Genomic DNA, 16,604 nt, shown 5'->3' with positions numbered 1-16,604 from the left:
CTCGGCCACCACACTGCGAGCCATAGCCCGTGGTGAATCGAGCGATGGGCATTGAAGCGATGGGCATTGATCGGCCGCCGAGGCGGCAACGGGTCTGAAGGGCTCGGCTGGTCACGCCATCGTTGTCGGTTCCCGGAGGACGCCGGCCTTCGCTGAGATGTCGCGCAGGAGCGCGTCCCGCAGGGTGTGCAGCGTCGCGATCTTGGCGCCGAGGAGTCGCGCCGCGGCGTGCAGGGGATCGGCCATCGCGTGGAAATCGGTGCGCGTGAACCGGTCTGGCCAGGTGACCTCCAGGCGCTTGAGGGCGCCGGCCGAGATTTCCCGCCCGTTCTGGCCCTGCGCCAGCCGCGCGATGTCGCTGCTCCTGCTCCTGAGTTCGTGGAGCAGCCACCAACCGTCCTCGTCCTCACTAGGTCGTATGGCCACGACGCCTCTGAGCGGTGTTGCTGGTTGGCTCAGCACAACGATATGTGCACCGTCGGAACGGGTGCTCAGCAGCAAGGTGCCGGGAGGATGTGCCTCGCCGTCGTTCGCTGGACTGCTCAGACGGAACCTCTGGACATGGGGCACGGGTAGGTCGTAGAGATCTTTAGGAGCGACTACATCGGTGACGTCGGTGGTGGGTTCTGTGGGCAACGGGGGAAGCGAGCGTTCGGAACCTTTGCCCGTCTTCGACTTTGCGACTTTCGCGAGCGGTCGTGTCTCCCACGGCGGAATCGTCGCCGCCCAGTCGTCATGGAGGGCGTCGACCAGTTCCACCGCCTTGCGGGCGGTCTCCTGGTAGGAGGCGGTCATCTCCTCGATGAGGCCGAAGGCCCGGTGGTACGCATTGATGACGTCTGGCGGAGGCAGTGGAAACAGCATGCGGTGGAGGGTGTCGAGGCTGATGGTGGGCTCGACATGTGCCGTCACGTCCTCGTCGATGCGAGCCTTCGCCGTCGGTGTCTGTAGCCAGATACGCAGCCACCGCACTATGTGCGGCTCAGCGCGGATGATGCCGATTGACCTGGTCGCTGTACATCCCGCGTGCTCGGCGGTGACCAGTGCGGAATCGCCCACCCGTCGGACGAGTACGACGGCCAGGTCGCCCTCCTTGAGGATTGCCCGGCTGGGCCGGGATTCACCAGGCCGACACTCATTGGCCCTGGGCGAGAGGATCCTGCCGTTCTGGACGAACGTCGAGCTGACGACTCCTGCAGTCTGATCGGCAGCCGCGTCGTCGAGGAAACCGGAAGTGGTGTAGATGCGCCCGTGGATCCGCTCATGATTGATGGAGGTCGTCTGCCAATCCGCTTTACCCGAGGCGACCTGGTCGGCATTGGCTTCCATCAGATCTCCTCCAAGGCGTCCAGCAGTTGGAGCTCCAGGGCACGCATCTGCTCGAACTGATCGGTTAGTTCGAGCTTGAGCTGCTCGACGCGGCTCCGTGCGTCCCGCTCTGGTCCAGGAGGCTCCACGGCGTACGAGGTCGGCATCAGGCTGGACTCCCGGTCGGCGATCTCCTTGGTGGAGCAGCTTCGGGACCAGCCGACTGCGTCGTTGTACGGCGAGGCGGCAGCACCGTTCTCGGAGAGGCCACGCCAGGCCGCCAGGGTGGTCAGGACCGATGCCGTGTTCTTCTCGCCCAGCCTCCGCGCTCTCGAATTCGGGACCGGTTCGAAGGCTCGCCGCGCGTTGATGAAAAGCACCTGCTGGCGGCGGTTCTGGACACCCCAGCCGGGGCGCGCGCTCTTGTCCTTGTTGAGCACCCACAGACAGGCGGGGGCTTTGGAGTGACCGAACACGCGAGGTGGCAGAGCGATTACGCACTCGACGAGATCGTCACGCAGGAGGCGTTCGCGGAGCCTTCGGGTGACGGGCTGTCTGCTGTTGGCCACGCTGTCGGCCATCAGGAAGACGGCACGTCCGGCCGGAGCCAGCCCGTGCACGATGTGCTGAATCCACGCGGAGTTGGCGGACCCTCTGGACGGAGGCTCCTCCGGCCACCTGGGATCGACCGGGACCGGGGAAGGCGACCGGCGGACGCCCCGCTCCGTCTTGTCCTCCGGTGCCCAGTCGCGCTGGTTGAAGGGGAGGTTGGCCAGGATGATGTCGTGGGGCTCGGGTTCGGGCTCCGCGAGGCTGTCCCCGGGCGGGAAGACGTAAGCCGCGATCCCACGTACCGCGAAGTTCATGCGGGCCACCTGTGAGGTGTGGGCGTGCTGCTCCTTTCCCTGCAAGAACATGGTCGGGTCCAGCCCGACGCTTTCGCGGACGTAGCGGTGACTCTCGACGAGCAGTCCCCCTGAACCGCAGACCGGGTCCAGCACTCTGTGCCTGTCACGGGGGACGGCCGCACCGACCATGAGACGCGCCATGTCATCCGGCGTGAAGTAGTGGCTGCCCTCAGCCTGGTCCGCCGAGAGGTCACGGAGGCACTGGTCGAGCAGGGGCCCTACCCGCTGGATAGAACCGATGGCCTGAACGAGAGCGTGCAGGTGTCCTTCGGAACCAGAGGGCGGAACGGGCATCAGGCTCCTCGTGCCCGCGTCAGCGCCCTGTTCTTCGGTTGGGGGAAGCCAGTGGCTCAGACACTTGCTCACGGCAGCGCGGATTCCCGAGCCGCGCTCTGCCGGCTGCCCCATCAACCACGACCATGTCGGCACGACGGTGCCGGGCTCGGCGTGCGCCTTCCGGCTCAGGTACAGCAACCCGAGGACGAGGCGGGTCGCATCGTGAGCGTTCATCAGCCGCGAGAGATGCATGCGGTGTCGGCGCACCTTCGCGAGCACCTCGTCGAGCGAGGAGGCACTCTCGGCCTGCACATGTCCTCCAAGGGCACTCATGTCGCTCACGAGCCCACCACCCCCAGGGCCCCCATGACCACCATAAGGAGCGTCAGGGAGCCGGCGAAGGTCAATGCTCCAGTCTTGAAGGCCGCCGTGGGACGCCCTCCCTCGACGACGGTCACGACGCTGCCGACCAGAGCGGCGACAAGCGCCGCGAGGACCGCGATGATCACGTACATCAGCCTCAGCTGCACGACGTGGTTCCTTCCTGAGGTCGGGGGATCTCCCAGCGGACGAGTGAATCGGTGATCCCTGGCTTCAGGAAGGACGGTAGAAGACGTAGGCCACGCATCGCTGAGTGCACGCCGTTTGGGATTTTCTAAGGCGCGCGCCCGAAGCTCAAGCACTTTCATCAAGTGCACGTCGTTTGGGATTTGAGACAGCGAGTCGACGAGAGGGTGCGTCTGGGCCCCCAACTCACGACCCGAACGGGTAGGCGAAAAGCCTTGCCCCGGATCAGTGGACGCTCTGCACAAGGATTGCGCCCAGGGCACCTCGACGATGCCGTCCCATGACCACCACGGCGGCCTGGTGCGTGCTGGATCTCGGCCACCGCCTACGCCGTGTCAGCCTCCGTCGCATCCGTGATCTGAAGCAGCCGGGCCAGCTCTTCCCGCCCGCGCCTGATCAAATCGAACGCAACCCTCGGGTCCGTGTCCGGCGGCAGCGGGGTATCGGTGAAGACATCCGTAAGGGTGTACCGGCCGAGCAGCCACCGCTGCAGCGCCCGCCAGTCGGCACCCCGGTCAGTCGGTAAGCCGTCCACCCATGGCAATGCCTCGTACCGGGTGCCGTCGATGCCGTCGGCGTGGAGTAGCCCGGAGCGGCGCACGAGACACGGAAAGCAGACACCGCAGTTGGCGATGGGAGGGCCGCCGCTTCGGCGGGTTGGCGGCTTGCCGCAGCTCAACGTGGACTCCAGGTCGGATGGAGTGAGGCCCGCATCGCGTCCGGCCTTGCACACCTCGCCTTTCGTGAGCTGGGCCAAAGGGTTGACCACCTGCACCGTGCTCTCCGTGTCGCTCACGGCAGTTACCATGGCGTTCAGACTGGCCAGCGTCCGCGGGTGCACGGAGCGTGTGGAGCAAGCAGCCGAACGCGCCGGTGTCAGAGGCGGATTGATGGCAAGCTGGCCGTTCTCGGGGATGTGGACGGCGCCCACCCCGTGCGCAGTAGCGGCACGGATCGCGCCGGCCGCGTACAGCAGGCCACGCGTGCGGGAGGAGGTCTCCAGCCGTGCCCCCGAGCCGTCGCCCGCCGGGGTCTGGCTCATCGGTAACAGCAGCACTGGCCGTGCTCCGTCCAGTCGCTCGACGGCCTTGTACACCCGCTGCTGGAGACGCAGCAGGCCGATCTCGCGGAACATCACGAGCAGCAGCGGTCGGGAATCGTCGGCGAGCGAACGGGTGGCGGCCCAGCTGAGCGAATCCAGTCCACCGGAGAACAAGGCGACTTCCGAGGCGCGCGGGTCGTCCGGAGAGACCAGTGCCTCCTCGACGTAGTGACCGGTGAGAGGCCGGAAGTCCACATTCCATAGGTCCCCGGTGAGGACTTGGAGCAGCGCGGTGAGGTGGGTACGGACTTCTGCGCTTCCCCATCGCTCGTGTTCCGTTACAGGTACGGCGAGGCTGATACGACGGGTCCACCGGTCCCGTACTCCGGTCCGGCGTACGTACTTGTCGGCGATGAACGCAGCCCTGGCGATGCGGAACAGATCCTCGGCCCAGTCGGGGACGGGACCGGGCAGATGGTGCCGGCCAGTGATGCGGCGCTCCTTTTCCTGGAAGGCTTCCTCGCCGATTTCCGTCCAGCGGTCGCCACGAGGTCGGTCGCCCTGGGAGCCGCGCCACCATAGGAAGTCGTCGGAATCGGTCACGCCGCAGCTCCCTCCTCTCCGGTGATGTCCTCAGTGATCAGGCCAAGCACCTTTCCGACCGCCCGCGGTACCAACAACTCGGCGATCTTGGGCAGTGCAGCCGCCGGATCCTGCACAGCGCCCACCACCGACTGTGCGGTATCCACAGCCTGCGCAAGGTCCGTCGCTTCGGCGGACTCCTCACAGGGATTCGGCACCAGGTCCACCACTTTCTCCGCGACCCAGTCAGCGATCCTGCTTTCCGGATCGGTCGCGATGAGCACCGGGACCGCCAGCTTGACGTGCTCGGCGACAACAGACCTGAGGAACTCCCCCAGCATGTCTGCGAAGAACACCTGATAGAGGTCGCACAGGATGTCCCAGGTGAAGCCACCGCCGGCGGCGCCTCCGCCCATGGCGTCGTCCAGCTCGGGATGTCTGCTCCGGACATCGCGGACCGCCGCGGCCATCCCCCTGCGCACCGCGGCGTCGGCGAGTGTGCCGCCGTCCCCTCCGACCTCCGACACGAGACGTGCAACAAGCGCGTCCTCCGACTCCGCACCCTCTGTAGCCAGCGATCCCAGAGCCCCGGCGAGCCGTTCACCGGCCGCACAGGCCGTGTCATACAACCCGAAGGCCGATCGATCGGCACGGAGCGTCTCGTGCAGGGCGCTCAGGTGGTCCGCCGCGATCTCCTCCAGCCGCTGATCCGCGTTGCGCGAGTCATCCCGCCAGCGCGCCAGCCGCCTCCCAGCGGAGCTCCACCGATCGCCGTTCGGCCCCTTCCATCGCGTGGATGTCCCCACATCGCCCCCAACGATGGTGCTCCAACCTGCACTTCGTCCATGGCATCAGACCGGACGATCCCCAGGTAGGGCGGGACTCGGCCAAGGCCTCACGGACCAGCCAGGTGCTGAAACAGCCGGGGGCATCACTTCCCGTGACACCTACACCTAGAAGCGTGACCAGCCGTAGCGCTGAGTCACAGACATCACGCAGATCCCCGTTCAGGGCAGGTGCCGGGCTGGCAAGATTGCCCCTTGCGTCATATGCCCTGCTGTTCATGCCCTCTGCAGAGGGCTCGCTGACGGCGTATCAAATCAGCAACCTCCGACCGCCCGCACCAGACGACATCAGTCGCCTGAAGGCCGCTAGCGATCCGAGTCCGGTCGCAAGTTGTCATCCACCACACGGGCAGTCGGCATACGGGGCGGCCACGCCAGCATGGATTCCGCGGTCGTGCACAGGAACCCGGCGAGCGGAGGGTGAAGCCCATGGCCAAGCTCACGGAGGAGCAGAAGCGGCAACGAGCCGCCAAGCGTGCTCTGCGCTCGGCCCTCGAAGCCGAAGCGGATGACCGGCGGCGCCGCGAGCGGGATGAGCAGTGGGAGCGAGAAGGTACACGCCTCAGCTGGGCGGAGTACGTGGCTGGTGAGCCCTGCCGCGGATGCGGACTGCCCATGACGGATGAGCTGGGGAGCTGGCCACCCCTCCTGAAGTTGTCCGAGGCGGAGAAGCTCGAATACGAGGAAGCCAACCAGAAGTTCCGGGAGCGGCACGTCGACTGTCGGGACGCCCGGTGGACGGTCAGCGGTTCTCGGGTAACGCACTGCTGTTTCTGCTGCCCGCCACCGCCGATGGGGCCGAAGCAGGTGGAGAAGCTCGCCAGGCTGTTCGCTTCCTGGCCCTCATGGGAGGAACGCAAGAAGGACCTCGATAGTTGGGATCTCACTCTCCGTTGCGACCACGTGGTGCCTTGCATTCAGCATCGCGAGAACACCCGCGTCTCCGCCCGCGTCGTCGACTGCCCAGAGTGCGGAGAGCGTCGCGGCGTAGTGAGCAGTGAGCGGGTAGGGCCCGCGTACCGCCATGACGGGACCATCCGTGAGCGGGCGGCAGCTGATCGAGAGCGGCTCACCCGAGCACTGGCTGCCGCCGAGGCGAAACTGACCAGTCAGCAGAAGAACGCGGCGGCAACCCAACGCCGCATCGCCGAACTCCAGGAAGAGCTCGGCAGTGAGTCTTGATGAGACGAAGCGCAGGCGGCGATGCCAGATCATTTCCCGGCAACGCTTCCCATGGGGTACCGGCCGGGAAGCCTCGTGTATCGAGGCGTCAGGACTTGGCGGTCGAATCGCGGTCAGGCCAGTGCTTCGGCGGGGCGACGGCCGGGTCCGTGATCTGGAGGCGCTTCTGCCGGGTCGGGTCGATCGACGTCAGAGAGACGAGACGCTGGCCGTCAGCTGCTTCGAGTTCGGACAGGGCGTGAGGAAGGGCCGCGCAGACGGTGGCGATCGCCGTGCCCAGGCCCACCAGGCCACCATGCTTGTTGTTCTGGCGGTACTCGATGCGATGCAGGCCCGACTGCGCGATGGCCGCCACTTCGAGTGGCCGGCTGAGCTGCTTGGTGTCGTTGGTGATGACGACCTCGAAGCCGTCGGCCTTGGCCTTGGCGTACAGCTCGATGTCCTTCGTGCCCGTCCAGCCCTTGAGGTCGTGGACGTGGACGACTTCATGTGCCTTCAGCAGGATGCGCACGATCTCGGCCATGGGGCGGGGCACGTTCTCGTCGAGCAGCAGTTTCAAGCGACGACCTGCCGGGGCTCGCTGCTGCCATAGCTGTCGACGTACTCGCTGAAGTCGGCGGCGTCCCGGGCGGCCTCGGCCGTCACGCCTGGATAGAACTCACCGATCTGGTCCGGCGGGATGCCGTCTCTTACGAGGGCGGCGACATCTGACGCCGGGATCCTGGTGCCTTGGATGACCGGTTCTCCGCCGCGGACCGACTCGTCGACCGCGACGTGCTCACGGGGGGTGAGCAGAGCGGGAATGCTACGGCCGTCCTTGTAGAAGGGCGCGAGAACATCCACCATCTGGTGGATGACCACATTGCCCCCCTTGATCAGGTCTACGGCGTGGTCGGGTTCAGCCAGATAGATCGTGTCCGGGCCCGCGACGAGTTTGTACGAGGAGAGGTGCTCCCACTCGCCGAGGTCTTCTCGAAGCGTGTTCAGCGCACGGCGGATCTTCTGCAACGAAGCCTCTTCGCGCAGCTGCACACAGATGCGAAGTGCGACAACGTCGCGGAACGAGTAGAGGATCGGCCTCTCGCTGGAGATCTCGGGCACAAGCACGGCGCCCTTGGGCCCGGAGGCTCGGCGCCAGTGGGACAGCTGGCGCAGCGTCGCGCCGGAAAGAGCCGCGGCGAGTTTGGGTTCGTACGACACCGCGTGCCTCCTTCCGTCTTCCGCCCCCATCGATATCGGCCTGAACGTACCCCATTCTCCCGGAGGCCACTCAGCGCGGAAACCGAAGGGCCCATTCAGGGTGAGCCGGGGACGCCCCCGTACCGCACAGGCCGCTGCCACGGGATTGGCCACAGGCCGGCACACGTCCGTGGCATTTTCGGCCACTCACCGGCGGCGCCCGTATGCGCCGCGTAACCTCACGGGCATGGGGGCATCAGCATCCGGTGCAGGTCAGGACGCCGACGAGGAGGCGCGGCGGCGGCTGAACGCATACACGTACCTCAGCGCGCCCGAGCGGCTGGAGCACGTCGCGATCATGCGGGTCTTCTGCGGGACGCTGCTGGCGGATCTCGCCGTCCCGGACATCATGGCGAAACTGCGTCAGAGCGGTGGTTCCGCCGCGGGGCTCGACGCCGACACCCTCACGGTCCGACTGGAACAGCTGGTCCAGTGGGGAAACCTGCTCCGCAGCAGCCACACGGTGAACGCGTCCAGCATCAGCGAGTACCAGCGTTCCCGCTCGCGCTACCAGCTGTCGAAACTGGGCGAACGTATCCAGCGGGACGCCGACGGAGTCCTGGCCGAAGCCGACGCCGCCCGCGAGGTGAGCAACGAACTGCTGGCACTGGTCGAGCGCGGACTATGGGAGCTGGCCGACCTCGTGACCGCGCCGGGCGGCGTCGAGCCGCAGGACGGACTGGAGCGGATCAGCACACTGTTCGTGCAGTTCACCGAGTTCGCGGACTCCATACGCGACTTCTACGCCTACCTCGGCCAGGTGCTGTCCCGCTACGACCTGGACAGCGCCGAATACCAGGGCTTCAAGGAGCTGCTCCTGGACTACGTCGAGGCGATCACGGAGGACGTGGCGTTCCGCGCGCCCCGGATCTCGGCGGCGTTGGACACCCTGTGGCCGCATGTCCCGGCTCTGCTGGACCGACTGGACTCCCACGCCCACGGGCTCACCGGGCTCGCGGCGCAGGCGCAGGGCGAAAACCGCCCGGACGTCCGGATCCAGCGCAGCCGGGGCCGCGAATTCGCGGACTGGGAGGGCTTGCGCCGCTGGTTCAGCAACACCGACGGCCAGGGCAGCCAGGTCGACCAGCTACGCGACGCCACCCTGCGCGCGTTGCAGTCGCTGCTCGCCAACGCCAAGCGGATGCTGCGGTCGGCCACCGGGGAGATGTCCCGGCGCAAGGATCTGCTGCGGCTGGCCCGCTGGTTCGACGAAGCGGCGCCGCGGGACGCACACGACATCGCCGTCGCCGCGTTCGGGCTGTACGGCGCCCGCCATCTGGGCATACCTCCGGCCACCGACGAGGTGGTGCCCGCCTACACAAGCTGGTGGACCGGTCCGGTGGTCGAGGTGCCGGTTGCCCTGCGTGAAAGAGGCAGCCGAGCCCAGCGGGGCCGGGCCTCGGCAGTGGAGGACCACTCCGCGCAGAAGCAGCTGCTGAGGGAGGCAGCCCGTCAGCGGGCAGCGGCCAGAGCAGCGGCAGCCGACGAACTGCGCAGCGCGTCGGGCCGGTTCGCCGAGGTACGCCTCACGTCAGCGGCGCTCGGCCTGCTCCTGGAGCTGCTGGCCACAGCGCTCGGAAACGCACAGCTCAGCAGGCCCGTCAGCACGGACGGGGAGAGGACGGCGGGGTTCGACCTCGGCTCGGCCAGCAGCGAAGACGCCGAACTGCGTATACGCCTCACTGTGCGCCGGACGGCGGGCACGCGAACGGTACTGTACTCGGCCGACGGCGACCTGCTGCTTGACGACCTGGAGCTGGACGTCGGTCGCACCTCCGCCGCGGTCGACGGCGAAGCGGAGGCGAGCGTGTCATGACCCTCCCCTCGACTCACGACGTAGCCCTGGCAGCCGAGCGCCGCACCGCCGCCCGGTTGCTGCTCGCCCACCCGCTGATCGCGTCGGACGGCCCTCATGCCGACCTCTTCCCGCTGATCCGCAGGCACGCCGACTGGCTGGGCAAACGGTTCCAGCAGGTGCTCGGCTACCGCCTGCTGGTCGACAGCTCCTACGCCCGGCTGTTCAAGGCGGGGCTGGGGGCGGGTTCGGGTCATCGGCTGGAGCGCTCCACCGGCACCCCGTTCACCCCACACACGTACGCCTGCCTCGCGCTGGCGCTGTCCGTACTGGTGACCGCGCCCGAGCAGATGCTGCTGTCACACCTGGTCGCCGATGTCAGGGCTGCCGCAGCCGACGCCGGGATCGAGCTGGAGGAAACGGGCCGGGCGGCCGGGAAGCGGACACTGGTCGCTGCTCTGCGCCAGCTCGTCGACTGGGGCGTGCTCATCGAGACCGAGGGCCATGTGGCCGCGCTTGCGCAGGAGGCGGGCGGAGAAGCCCTGATCACGATAGATCGGGAGCTGGCACGCGTGGTCGTCGCCGGCCCGCTCTCCCAGGCACGGGACGGCGCCGACCTGGTCCGGCGGGCAGCGGACCCGGGCTTCGGCGGACCCCGCACCTACGTGCGCCGGATGCTCGTCGAGACACCCGTCGTCCACCTCGACGAGCTGACCGACGCCGAGCGCGACTGGCTGCGCACCCGCCAGCGCCGGGAGGCCCAGGCTTTCTCCGAACTCCTGGGACTGGAGATGGAGATCCGTGCCGAGGGCGTGGCGCTGGTGGACCCCGAGGAAGAGCTCACAGATCTGCACCTGCCGGGCACGGGGACCGTCGCACAGGCCGCGCTGCTGCTGGCGGAACGGCTCGTCGAACGGCTTCGGCCGCAGGAACCGGGGCATCCGGCGACCGGCGGGACACTCGTCATCGGGGTGGCCGTCCCGGACAGCCTGGTGGATGAGGTGCTGGCCGGGCTGATCGCCGAGTACGGGCAGCGCAGCAACTGGCAACGCGGCTACCTGGAGGACCTTGCCTCCCTGCGAGAGGCCGTACTGGACCTGCTGGTCCGCATGCGGCTGATGGCCCGCGCGGGCCGGCTGCGCGCCGAGGGCGAAGGACTGCCGGAGGGGTACGTCGAAGAGGCGTCGGAAAGACGCACGGTGACCGATGTCCATGGCGCACGGCCCGGCGGCGACGGCTGGGTGCTGCTGGCCGCAGCGGCCCGCTACGCCACCCACGTCACGGTGCGCCCGGCCACCGCGGCCGGCAAAGGCACGGACGTTCAAGAGGAGTTGCCGCTATGACCGCCGACGCGCGTGGCCTCGTTCCGCTGCCGCGTTCCGGCGCTGCAACATCCACCGGCGCGCGCTTCCGGCTGCATCGGGCGGGCATCCAGAACGTCTGGCAGTACGACGAGCAGGAGTTCTCCTTCGGCGACGGACGCCTGCTGCTGCGCGGCAAGAACGGCGCGGGCAAGTCCAAGGCCCTGGAGATGCTGCTCCCGTACCTTCTGGACGGCGACTCCCGGGCACTGGACGCGACAGTCACCGGCCGCACCACGCTCGCCTGGCTGATGCTGGACGGGTTCGAGCAGACCAACCGTCTCGGGTATCTGTGGGTGGAGTTCCGGGGCACGGCGGACGACGGCGGACACCGCCACCTGACGCTCGGTGCCGCCATCCGTGCCTCGAAGTCGACGCAGAAGGCGCTGCCGACGTTCTTCGTCACCTCGCTGCGGATCGGGGAGGACCTGCATCTGGTCGAGGCCGGTAAGCCGCTGCCGGTCGACCGGCTCAAGGAGATCGTCGGCTCCGACAACGCGACCGACCGTGCGGTCGAGCACCGCTCACGCGTGGCCCGGGAACTGTTCGGCATCACCGACGCGACGCGCTACCGCAACCTCACCCAGCTCCTCCACCGGCTGCGGCGCCCGACGGTCGGCGACCGGATCGAACACGGGGGCCTGGTCTCCATGTTGAGCGAGACCCTGCCGGGGCTCGACGAGGACGTGGTCGAGAAGGTGGCGCGCAACCTCCACGACCTCGACGCCGTACGGGACGAACTCGGCCGCCTGGAACGCACCGACGCGGCTTTGCGTACGTTCCTCACCAGTTACCGCGGCTACCTGGCTGGGGTCCTGCGCACCTCCGCCCAGAGAGTGGGCCACGAGCTGGGCATCCTCGCACAGCGGCGCCGGGCGGCCGGAGACGCCGCACAGCGGACGAGCGACCTGAGGACGCAGGAGGAGGAGTCGGAGGGCCGACTGGAGACCCTGTGCGAGGAGGAACAGGACGCCCGGACCGACCTGGCCGCCCTGCACGCCAGTCACGCCTACCGCAGTCTGCGCGAACTGTCGGAACGCCGCGGCACGGTGGAGGCGCTGCACACCGCCGCCGTGGCCGCGTTCACCACCCTGCGAAACGCCCACGACGCGGAGGAGGGCTCGGCGGAACGGCTGGCCGAAGATGTCGAACACCTCGGAAGCCGGCTGGCCGAGCTGGGAACCGAACACCGGGAGCTGCTGACGCAGGCGGAGAAGGCCGGGCTTCCCACCGGCCATCTCGGCGAGGCGGTGGCTCTGCCGCGCACGGTTCTCGCCCAGGCCACAGAGACCGAGCTGACGACTCCGGACGGGGAGACGCGCACCGTACGGCACAGGTCGGCGGTCCGCGTGGACACGGTCACGGCGCAGGAAGGGCTGCGGTCCTGGCAGAACCAGTTGAAGGGCGCCGAAGCGGTCGCGAGAAACCGGGCCCGGATGGTTCAAGAGGTGACCCGCCTCATCTCACGGGCCGACGAGACCCGCGCTGCGGCGGCTCAGGCCGATGCCGAGCGGGAACGGCTGGAGGGCGAGGCGGAAGAGGCCGCCGGCCATCTCGACGGCAGCCGTCAGAAGGTCGTCGAGGAAAGCGGCGCCTACTCCCGTCAAATCGCCGAGTGGGCGGCGCGCACGCGGACTGCGCTTGGTCCCGACTGCCCGTCACTGGACGCCGTCCACGCCACCGTCGGCCACGAGACCTCTACCGACGCGCCGTTCGCGGACCGCACACTGCCGCCCGACATCGACAGCCAGGCGTGGCGAACCGCTCAGGCCGCACTCGAACCGTACGGCGAGGAACTCACCGGACGCCGGGACGCCCTGGCACTCGGCGTCAACCGGCTCGGCGAGGAACTCGACCACCTGGCGGAGCAGAAGCGGGACTGGGAGCAACGTACCGACCCCGAGCCACCGGCCCCGCACCATCGCGCCGCCGCGAGGACGCCGGGCAGTGGAGCCCCTTTCTATCGGCTTGTGGCCTTCGCGGACGACGTGGCTCCGGCCGAACGGGCTGGCCTGGAAGGGGCATTGGAGGCGAGTGGAATCCTGGACGCGTGGGTGAGTGCGGACGGCGTCCTTCTCGATCCGCGCACCCGGGACACCCTTCTCCAGCCGGGTCCCGTGCTGTCCGACGGGCCGACTCTCGACTCGGCCCTGCGCCCAGCCCCTGAACCGGATTGCGGCGTCACCTCCGAACAGGTCAGGGGTCTCCTGGCCACCATCGCACTCGCATCGGCACAGGAGACCTCCGCGCTCAACGCGCTGTTCTACGACGGCAGTTGGCGTCTGGGCGCACTCAGCGGCCGTCACGACAAGGGCGACACCGAGTACGTGGGGGCCGCCGTACGCGCCGAGACTCGGCGACGCATTCTCGCCGAGTTGGAGGAGCGGATCGCGCATACGGAACAGCGACTGGCCGATGTCCGCGAAGAGCTCGCCGTAGCCGATGCCATGCGTCGGGCTCTCACGCTCGCGGAACGGGATTTTCCCAGGGCGCGGAACCTCGCGGACGCATGGAACAGGGCTGAATCAGCCGAGCGGACCCTGCGCGACCTGACCGCCAAGGCGACCCGGGCGGCGCGGCTGGCCGAGGAGACACGCGCTCTCGCGGTTTCGGCACGGACCGAGGCGGATGCCACTGCGACTGCCCACGACCTGCCCGGCGACCCCGCCTCTCTGGACCGTGTGCGCACCGCACTGGCCGGCCTGCTCAGTGGTATCGGGCATCTGCGCAGGGCCGTCAGCGGCACGGGCGAGCGGCTCGGTACGAACCAGGCCGATGCGGACCGGTACGGACGCGCCCGCGAGGATCGCCTGGCCGCGGAAGAGAGCTACCGGGTCCACCTCACCGGCCTGCGCACCGCCGAGCAGGACCTGCGTACCCGCGAGGAGGCGATCGGGTCTTCCGAGGAAGAGATCCTCTCCCGCGAGCAGGAGGCCAAGGAGCGCATCGCGAACGCTGTCCAAGCGCTCCCCGCAGTACAACGGGCTCGCGACGATTTCCACGATCTGCGCGTGCGCGCGGAGGAGGACGAGAAACGCCTGCGCGGGACCCTGGCGGACCAGGAAACGGCGGTCATCGACACCGGGAGCGCACTTCGCGGTGCTCTCGGCCGACCTGAGGTGATGCTCGGTGCCGGCCTCGACCGGGCCTCGCTGCCCGAGTACGTGTCGGACGATCCCGGCGCGGACGTGCGCAGCCGTCTGCGAGCGCTGCGGACCCTCGCCGACGCCGTGGAACAGGCCCTCGGCCGCCCGAAGGGCGAGGTGTCGGACAGCACCCTGCTCAACCGCCACACCGAGCTGCGCGACCAACTGGCCGGCGGATTCGACGCGCAGCTGGAGGAGCACGCCGGGATCAAGGTGTGCCGCCTGGTCGACGACCACGGGTCCCATGACGTCGCGGCCGTGGGCGAGCGGATCGCGGTCCAGGCGGCGGAGGCTCGGGGACGGCTCACCGAGCGCGAACGCGAAGTGTTCCAGCGGTTCCTGACCGGTGAGCTCGGCGACCACCTCTCGGCACAGGTCATCACCGCGGCGCACCTGGTCGCCGCTCTCAACGACACCCTGCGGACCGTGCGCACCTCCCACGGCCTCGGCGTCGAGCTGCTGTGGAAGCTGGACGAGGACGTGGACGCGGATGTGCGCGCGGCCGTCGAGCTGCTGCGCAGTCCGTCGAGCCTCAGGACTCGCGATCAGACCGAGCAGCTGCGCGAGGTGCTGCAACGCCGGATCGAGGACGCCCGCCGTGCCGACCCGTCAGCCGGTTACGCCGCCCATCTGCGGACCGCGCTGGACTACCGCGACTGGTTCCGTTTCCACACCTTCGTGGTCGAGGACGCGGCCCCGGGCCGCCGTCGGAAACTGACCGGCCGGACCGGTCTCAGCCAGGGCGAACAACGCGTGCTCTCCTACCTCGTGCTCTTCGCCGCGGCTGCCGCCCACTTCACCAGCCTCGCCGAGTCGGCACCGCACGCGCCGCGGCTGATCCTCCTGGACGACGCCTTCGCGAAGGTCGACGAACCCACCCATGGCCGACTGGGCCGTATCCTCGTCGACCTCGATCTCGACTTCGTCCTCACGAGCGAGCGGCTCATGGGCAACTGGCCCGAGGTTCCGTCCTTGCATATCTACGAGTGCCTCCGTGATCCCCACGTACGCGGGGTGGCCACCCTGCACTACACGTGGAACGGTCGGCACCGGCGTCTGGTGTCCGTATGAGCGGGCTGCCCGCCGCAACGCGCGAGTGGCTGACGGGGCCTGGACTCACCCGGCTCTGGCAGGGGGTACGTAAGCGCCTGGAGAGCAACGGCGTACAGGCCACGGGTTCGCTCCGGCTGACCGCGATGAACACCCGGGAACGCAACGACCTGTCTCTCCTGCTGGGCAAACCCCTCACAGGTGCCGCCGTGACCGTACGGCTCGACGTCCTCGACGCACGGCTCCGCGCTTCGGCTGTCGGACTCGGCCTCAGACAGACCCTGGAGGAACTCGGCCCGCCACTCACCGACCGCCGTGCCGCCCGCGCGGACGTGGCGGCACGGCGGGAGCAGGTGTGGTCGTCCCTTGCTTCGTCACTGGATGCCTCCCCGCTCGCCGACCAGGAGTGGCCCCGGCAGTGGTACGACCTGCTGCGCCGTGCCGGTGTTCCGAGAGGAGTGACGCCCGAAGCGGCGATATGGACACTCCAGCAGGCGGTCCAGGTCCTCACTGCTCTTCTCGGACCCGAAGGACCTGACCGCAACGGCACAAGCGGCCGAGGAGAACTCGCCGCCATGACGACCGGCTCCGCGCACGGCCTGGACGACGGCACCTGGCTCGCACGCCTCGTCCAACGAGGGGCCGCCCTCGCCCATGGCACCGAGTTCCCCGACGACGCGGCCGGCCGACGCGCTCTGTGGCGGCTGGTGTCCGTCACGCCGGACGAGGTCTCCAGCACGGTGCTCACCTACGGGCTACGACCCGACGGCGAGGGCTGGCGGGAGCGTGCTCTGCGGGAGCGAGCCGACCATCACGCCGAAGTGCACGTCACACCACGCGACCTGCACGACCTCCGGCTGCAGCTCCCCGCCGCAACGCTCATCCACATCTGTGAAAATCCGCGCGTGGTGGAAGCCGCGGCGGACGCGGCCTGTGCCCAGCCCCTGGTGTGCACCTCCGGCAGCGCCGCCACCGTGGTCATCACGCTTCTCGACACCCTCGCCGCCACGGGTTGCCGCTTCGCGTACCACGGCGACTTCGACTGGCCGGGGATCGCTCTGGCCAACCGGGTCATCCGCCGCTACGAAGCCCGGCCGTGGCGCATGGGCACCGCGGACTACGAGCACCTGGCTGCTCGCAGTCAGGCTGAGGGCATCCCTCAACTGGCGCTCGACGGCCAGCCGGTCGACGCGGACTGGGACCCGGATCTCGCCCCTGCCATGACCACCCTCGGCATCGCACTCCACGAGGAGGCCACTCTCGACCTCTTGGTGGCCGACCTGTCACGCCAGGCGTAGAGACG

Annotated in this window: 12 protein-coding genes; 5 read left to right on the top strand and 7 right to left on the bottom strand. The window is 68.6% G+C overall.

Annotated elements, in window-relative coordinates; genetic code table 11:
* Positions 1–111: 111 nt before the first annotated feature.
* The 5 genes from ACIQ8J_RS17630 to ACIQ8J_RS17610 all read right to left on the bottom strand — a co-directional run bounded on the left by ACIQ8J_RS17630 (position 112) and on the right by ACIQ8J_RS17610 (position 5,489).
* Positions 112–1,329, bottom strand: coding sequence for a hypothetical protein (locus ACIQ8J_RS17630; protein ID WP_403272419.1), 1,218 nt, complete (start codon positions 1,327–1,329; stop codon positions 112–114).
* Positions 1,329–2,825, bottom strand: a complete 1,497-nt coding sequence (locus ACIQ8J_RS17625; protein WP_403272561.1) for an N-6 DNA methylase — start codon at positions 2,823–2,825, stop codon at positions 1,329–1,331. Before ACIQ8J_RS17625 ends, ACIQ8J_RS17630 begins: the two co-directional genes overlap by 1 nt.
* Positions 2,826–2,830: 5 nt before the next feature.
* Positions 2,831–3,022, bottom strand: coding sequence for a hypothetical protein (locus ACIQ8J_RS17620; RefSeq protein WP_055715131.1), 192 nt, complete (start codon positions 3,020–3,022; stop codon positions 2,831–2,833).
* 362 nt (positions 3,023–3,384) lie between these two features.
* Positions 3,385–4,704, bottom strand: coding sequence for a 7-cyano-7-deazaguanine synthase (locus ACIQ8J_RS17615; RefSeq protein WP_403272418.1), 1,320 nt, complete (start codon positions 4,702–4,704; stop codon positions 3,385–3,387).
* Positions 4,701–5,489, bottom strand: coding sequence for a hypothetical protein (locus ACIQ8J_RS17610; RefSeq protein WP_403272417.1), 789 nt, complete (start codon positions 5,487–5,489; stop codon positions 4,701–4,703). The genes ACIQ8J_RS17615 and ACIQ8J_RS17610 overlap by 4 nt, the downstream gene beginning before the upstream one ends.
* 468 nt (positions 5,490–5,957) lie before the next feature.
* On the opposite strand from ACIQ8J_RS17610, the gene ACIQ8J_RS17605 reads away from it, so the two are divergent.
* Positions 5,958–6,710 (top strand): hypothetical protein, encoded by a 753-nt coding sequence (locus ACIQ8J_RS17605; protein WP_403272416.1) that lies wholly within the window; start codon positions 5,958–5,960, stop codon positions 6,708–6,710.
* 88 nt (positions 6,711–6,798) lie between these two features.
* Here the strand turns inward: ACIQ8J_RS17605 and ACIQ8J_RS17600 are convergent, their stop codons facing one another.
* Together ACIQ8J_RS17600 and ACIQ8J_RS17595 are read right to left on the bottom strand one after the other, a co-directional pair.
* Positions 6,799–7,269, bottom strand: a complete 471-nt coding sequence (locus ACIQ8J_RS17600) for a DUF5615 family PIN-like protein (protein WP_403272415.1) — start codon at positions 7,267–7,269, stop codon at positions 6,799–6,801.
* Positions 7,266–7,910, bottom strand: a complete 645-nt coding sequence (locus ACIQ8J_RS17595; protein WP_097251353.1) for a DUF433 domain-containing protein — start codon at positions 7,908–7,910, stop codon at positions 7,266–7,268. The genes ACIQ8J_RS17600 and ACIQ8J_RS17595 overlap by 4 nt, the downstream gene beginning before the upstream one ends.
* Before the next feature lie 226 nt (positions 7,911–8,136).
* Between ACIQ8J_RS17595 and ACIQ8J_RS17590 the strand changes: the two genes are divergently transcribed.
* Genes ACIQ8J_RS17590 through ACIQ8J_RS17575 form a run of 4 tightly spaced genes read left to right on the top strand, consistent with a single transcriptional unit; the run spans position 8,137 to position 16,599 of the window.
* A complete protein-coding gene (locus ACIQ8J_RS17590) occupies positions 8,137–9,765 on the top strand; it encodes a TIGR02677 family protein (protein ID WP_403272414.1) in 1,629 nt (542 codons plus the stop codon).
* Entirely contained in the window at positions 9,762–11,087 is a 1,326-nt protein-coding gene (locus ACIQ8J_RS17585; protein WP_403272413.1) for a TIGR02678 family protein, read from the top strand. Before ACIQ8J_RS17590 ends, ACIQ8J_RS17585 begins: the two co-directional genes overlap by 4 nt.
* Complete coding sequence (locus tag ACIQ8J_RS17580) at positions 11,084–15,322, top strand: TIGR02680 family protein (RefSeq protein WP_403272412.1); 4,239 nt, start codon at positions 11,084–11,086, stop codon at positions 15,320–15,322. The genes ACIQ8J_RS17585 and ACIQ8J_RS17580 overlap by 4 nt, the downstream gene beginning before the upstream one ends.
* The gene (locus ACIQ8J_RS17575; RefSeq protein ID WP_403272411.1) at positions 15,319–16,599 is read left to right on the top strand and encodes a TIGR02679 family protein; all 1,281 of its coding nucleotides are present in this window, start codon (positions 15,319–15,321) and stop codon (positions 16,597–16,599) included. Before ACIQ8J_RS17580 ends, ACIQ8J_RS17575 begins: the two co-directional genes overlap by 4 nt.
* Positions 16,600–16,604: the final 5 nt, after the last annotated feature.

The sequence above is a fragment of the Streptomyces sp. NPDC094147 genome (genome assembly GCF_044764265.1).
Classification (GTDB): Bacteria; Actinomycetota; Actinomycetes; order Streptomycetales; family Streptomycetaceae; genus Streptomyces.
The sequence above is the reverse complement of the archived record's forward strand: the minus strand, read 5'-3'. Positions and strand labels throughout refer to the sequence as shown.

What these genes read in the sequence shown, in the direction of transcription:
- ACIQ8J_RS17590 (WP_403272414.1), top strand. Translation starts at nt 8,137, where the DNA reads ATGGGGGCATCAGCATCCGGTGCAGGTCAGGACGCCGACGAGGAGGCG.
- ACIQ8J_RS17585 (WP_403272413.1), top strand. Translation starts at nt 9,762, where the DNA reads ATGACCCTCCCCTCGACTCACGACGTAGCCCTGGCAGCCGAGCGCCGC.
- ACIQ8J_RS17575 (WP_403272411.1), top strand. Translation starts at nt 15,319, where the DNA reads ATGAGCGGGCTGCCCGCCGCAACGCGCGAGTGGCTGACGGGGCCTGGA.
- ACIQ8J_RS17605 (WP_403272416.1), top strand. Translation starts at nt 5,958, where the DNA reads ATGGCCAAGCTCACGGAGGAGCAGAAGCGGCAACGAGCCGCCAAGCGT.
- ACIQ8J_RS17630 (WP_403272419.1), bottom strand. Translation starts at nt 1,329, where the DNA reads ATGGAAGCCAATGCCGACCAGGTCGCCTCGGGTAAAGCGGATTGGCAG.
- ACIQ8J_RS17625 (WP_403272561.1), bottom strand. Translation starts at nt 2,825, where the DNA reads ATGAGTGCCCTTGGAGGACATGTGCAGGCCGAGAGTGCCTCCTCGCTC.
- ACIQ8J_RS17580 (WP_403272412.1), top strand. Translation starts at nt 11,084, where the DNA reads ATGACCGCCGACGCGCGTGGCCTCGTTCCGCTGCCGCGTTCCGGCGCT.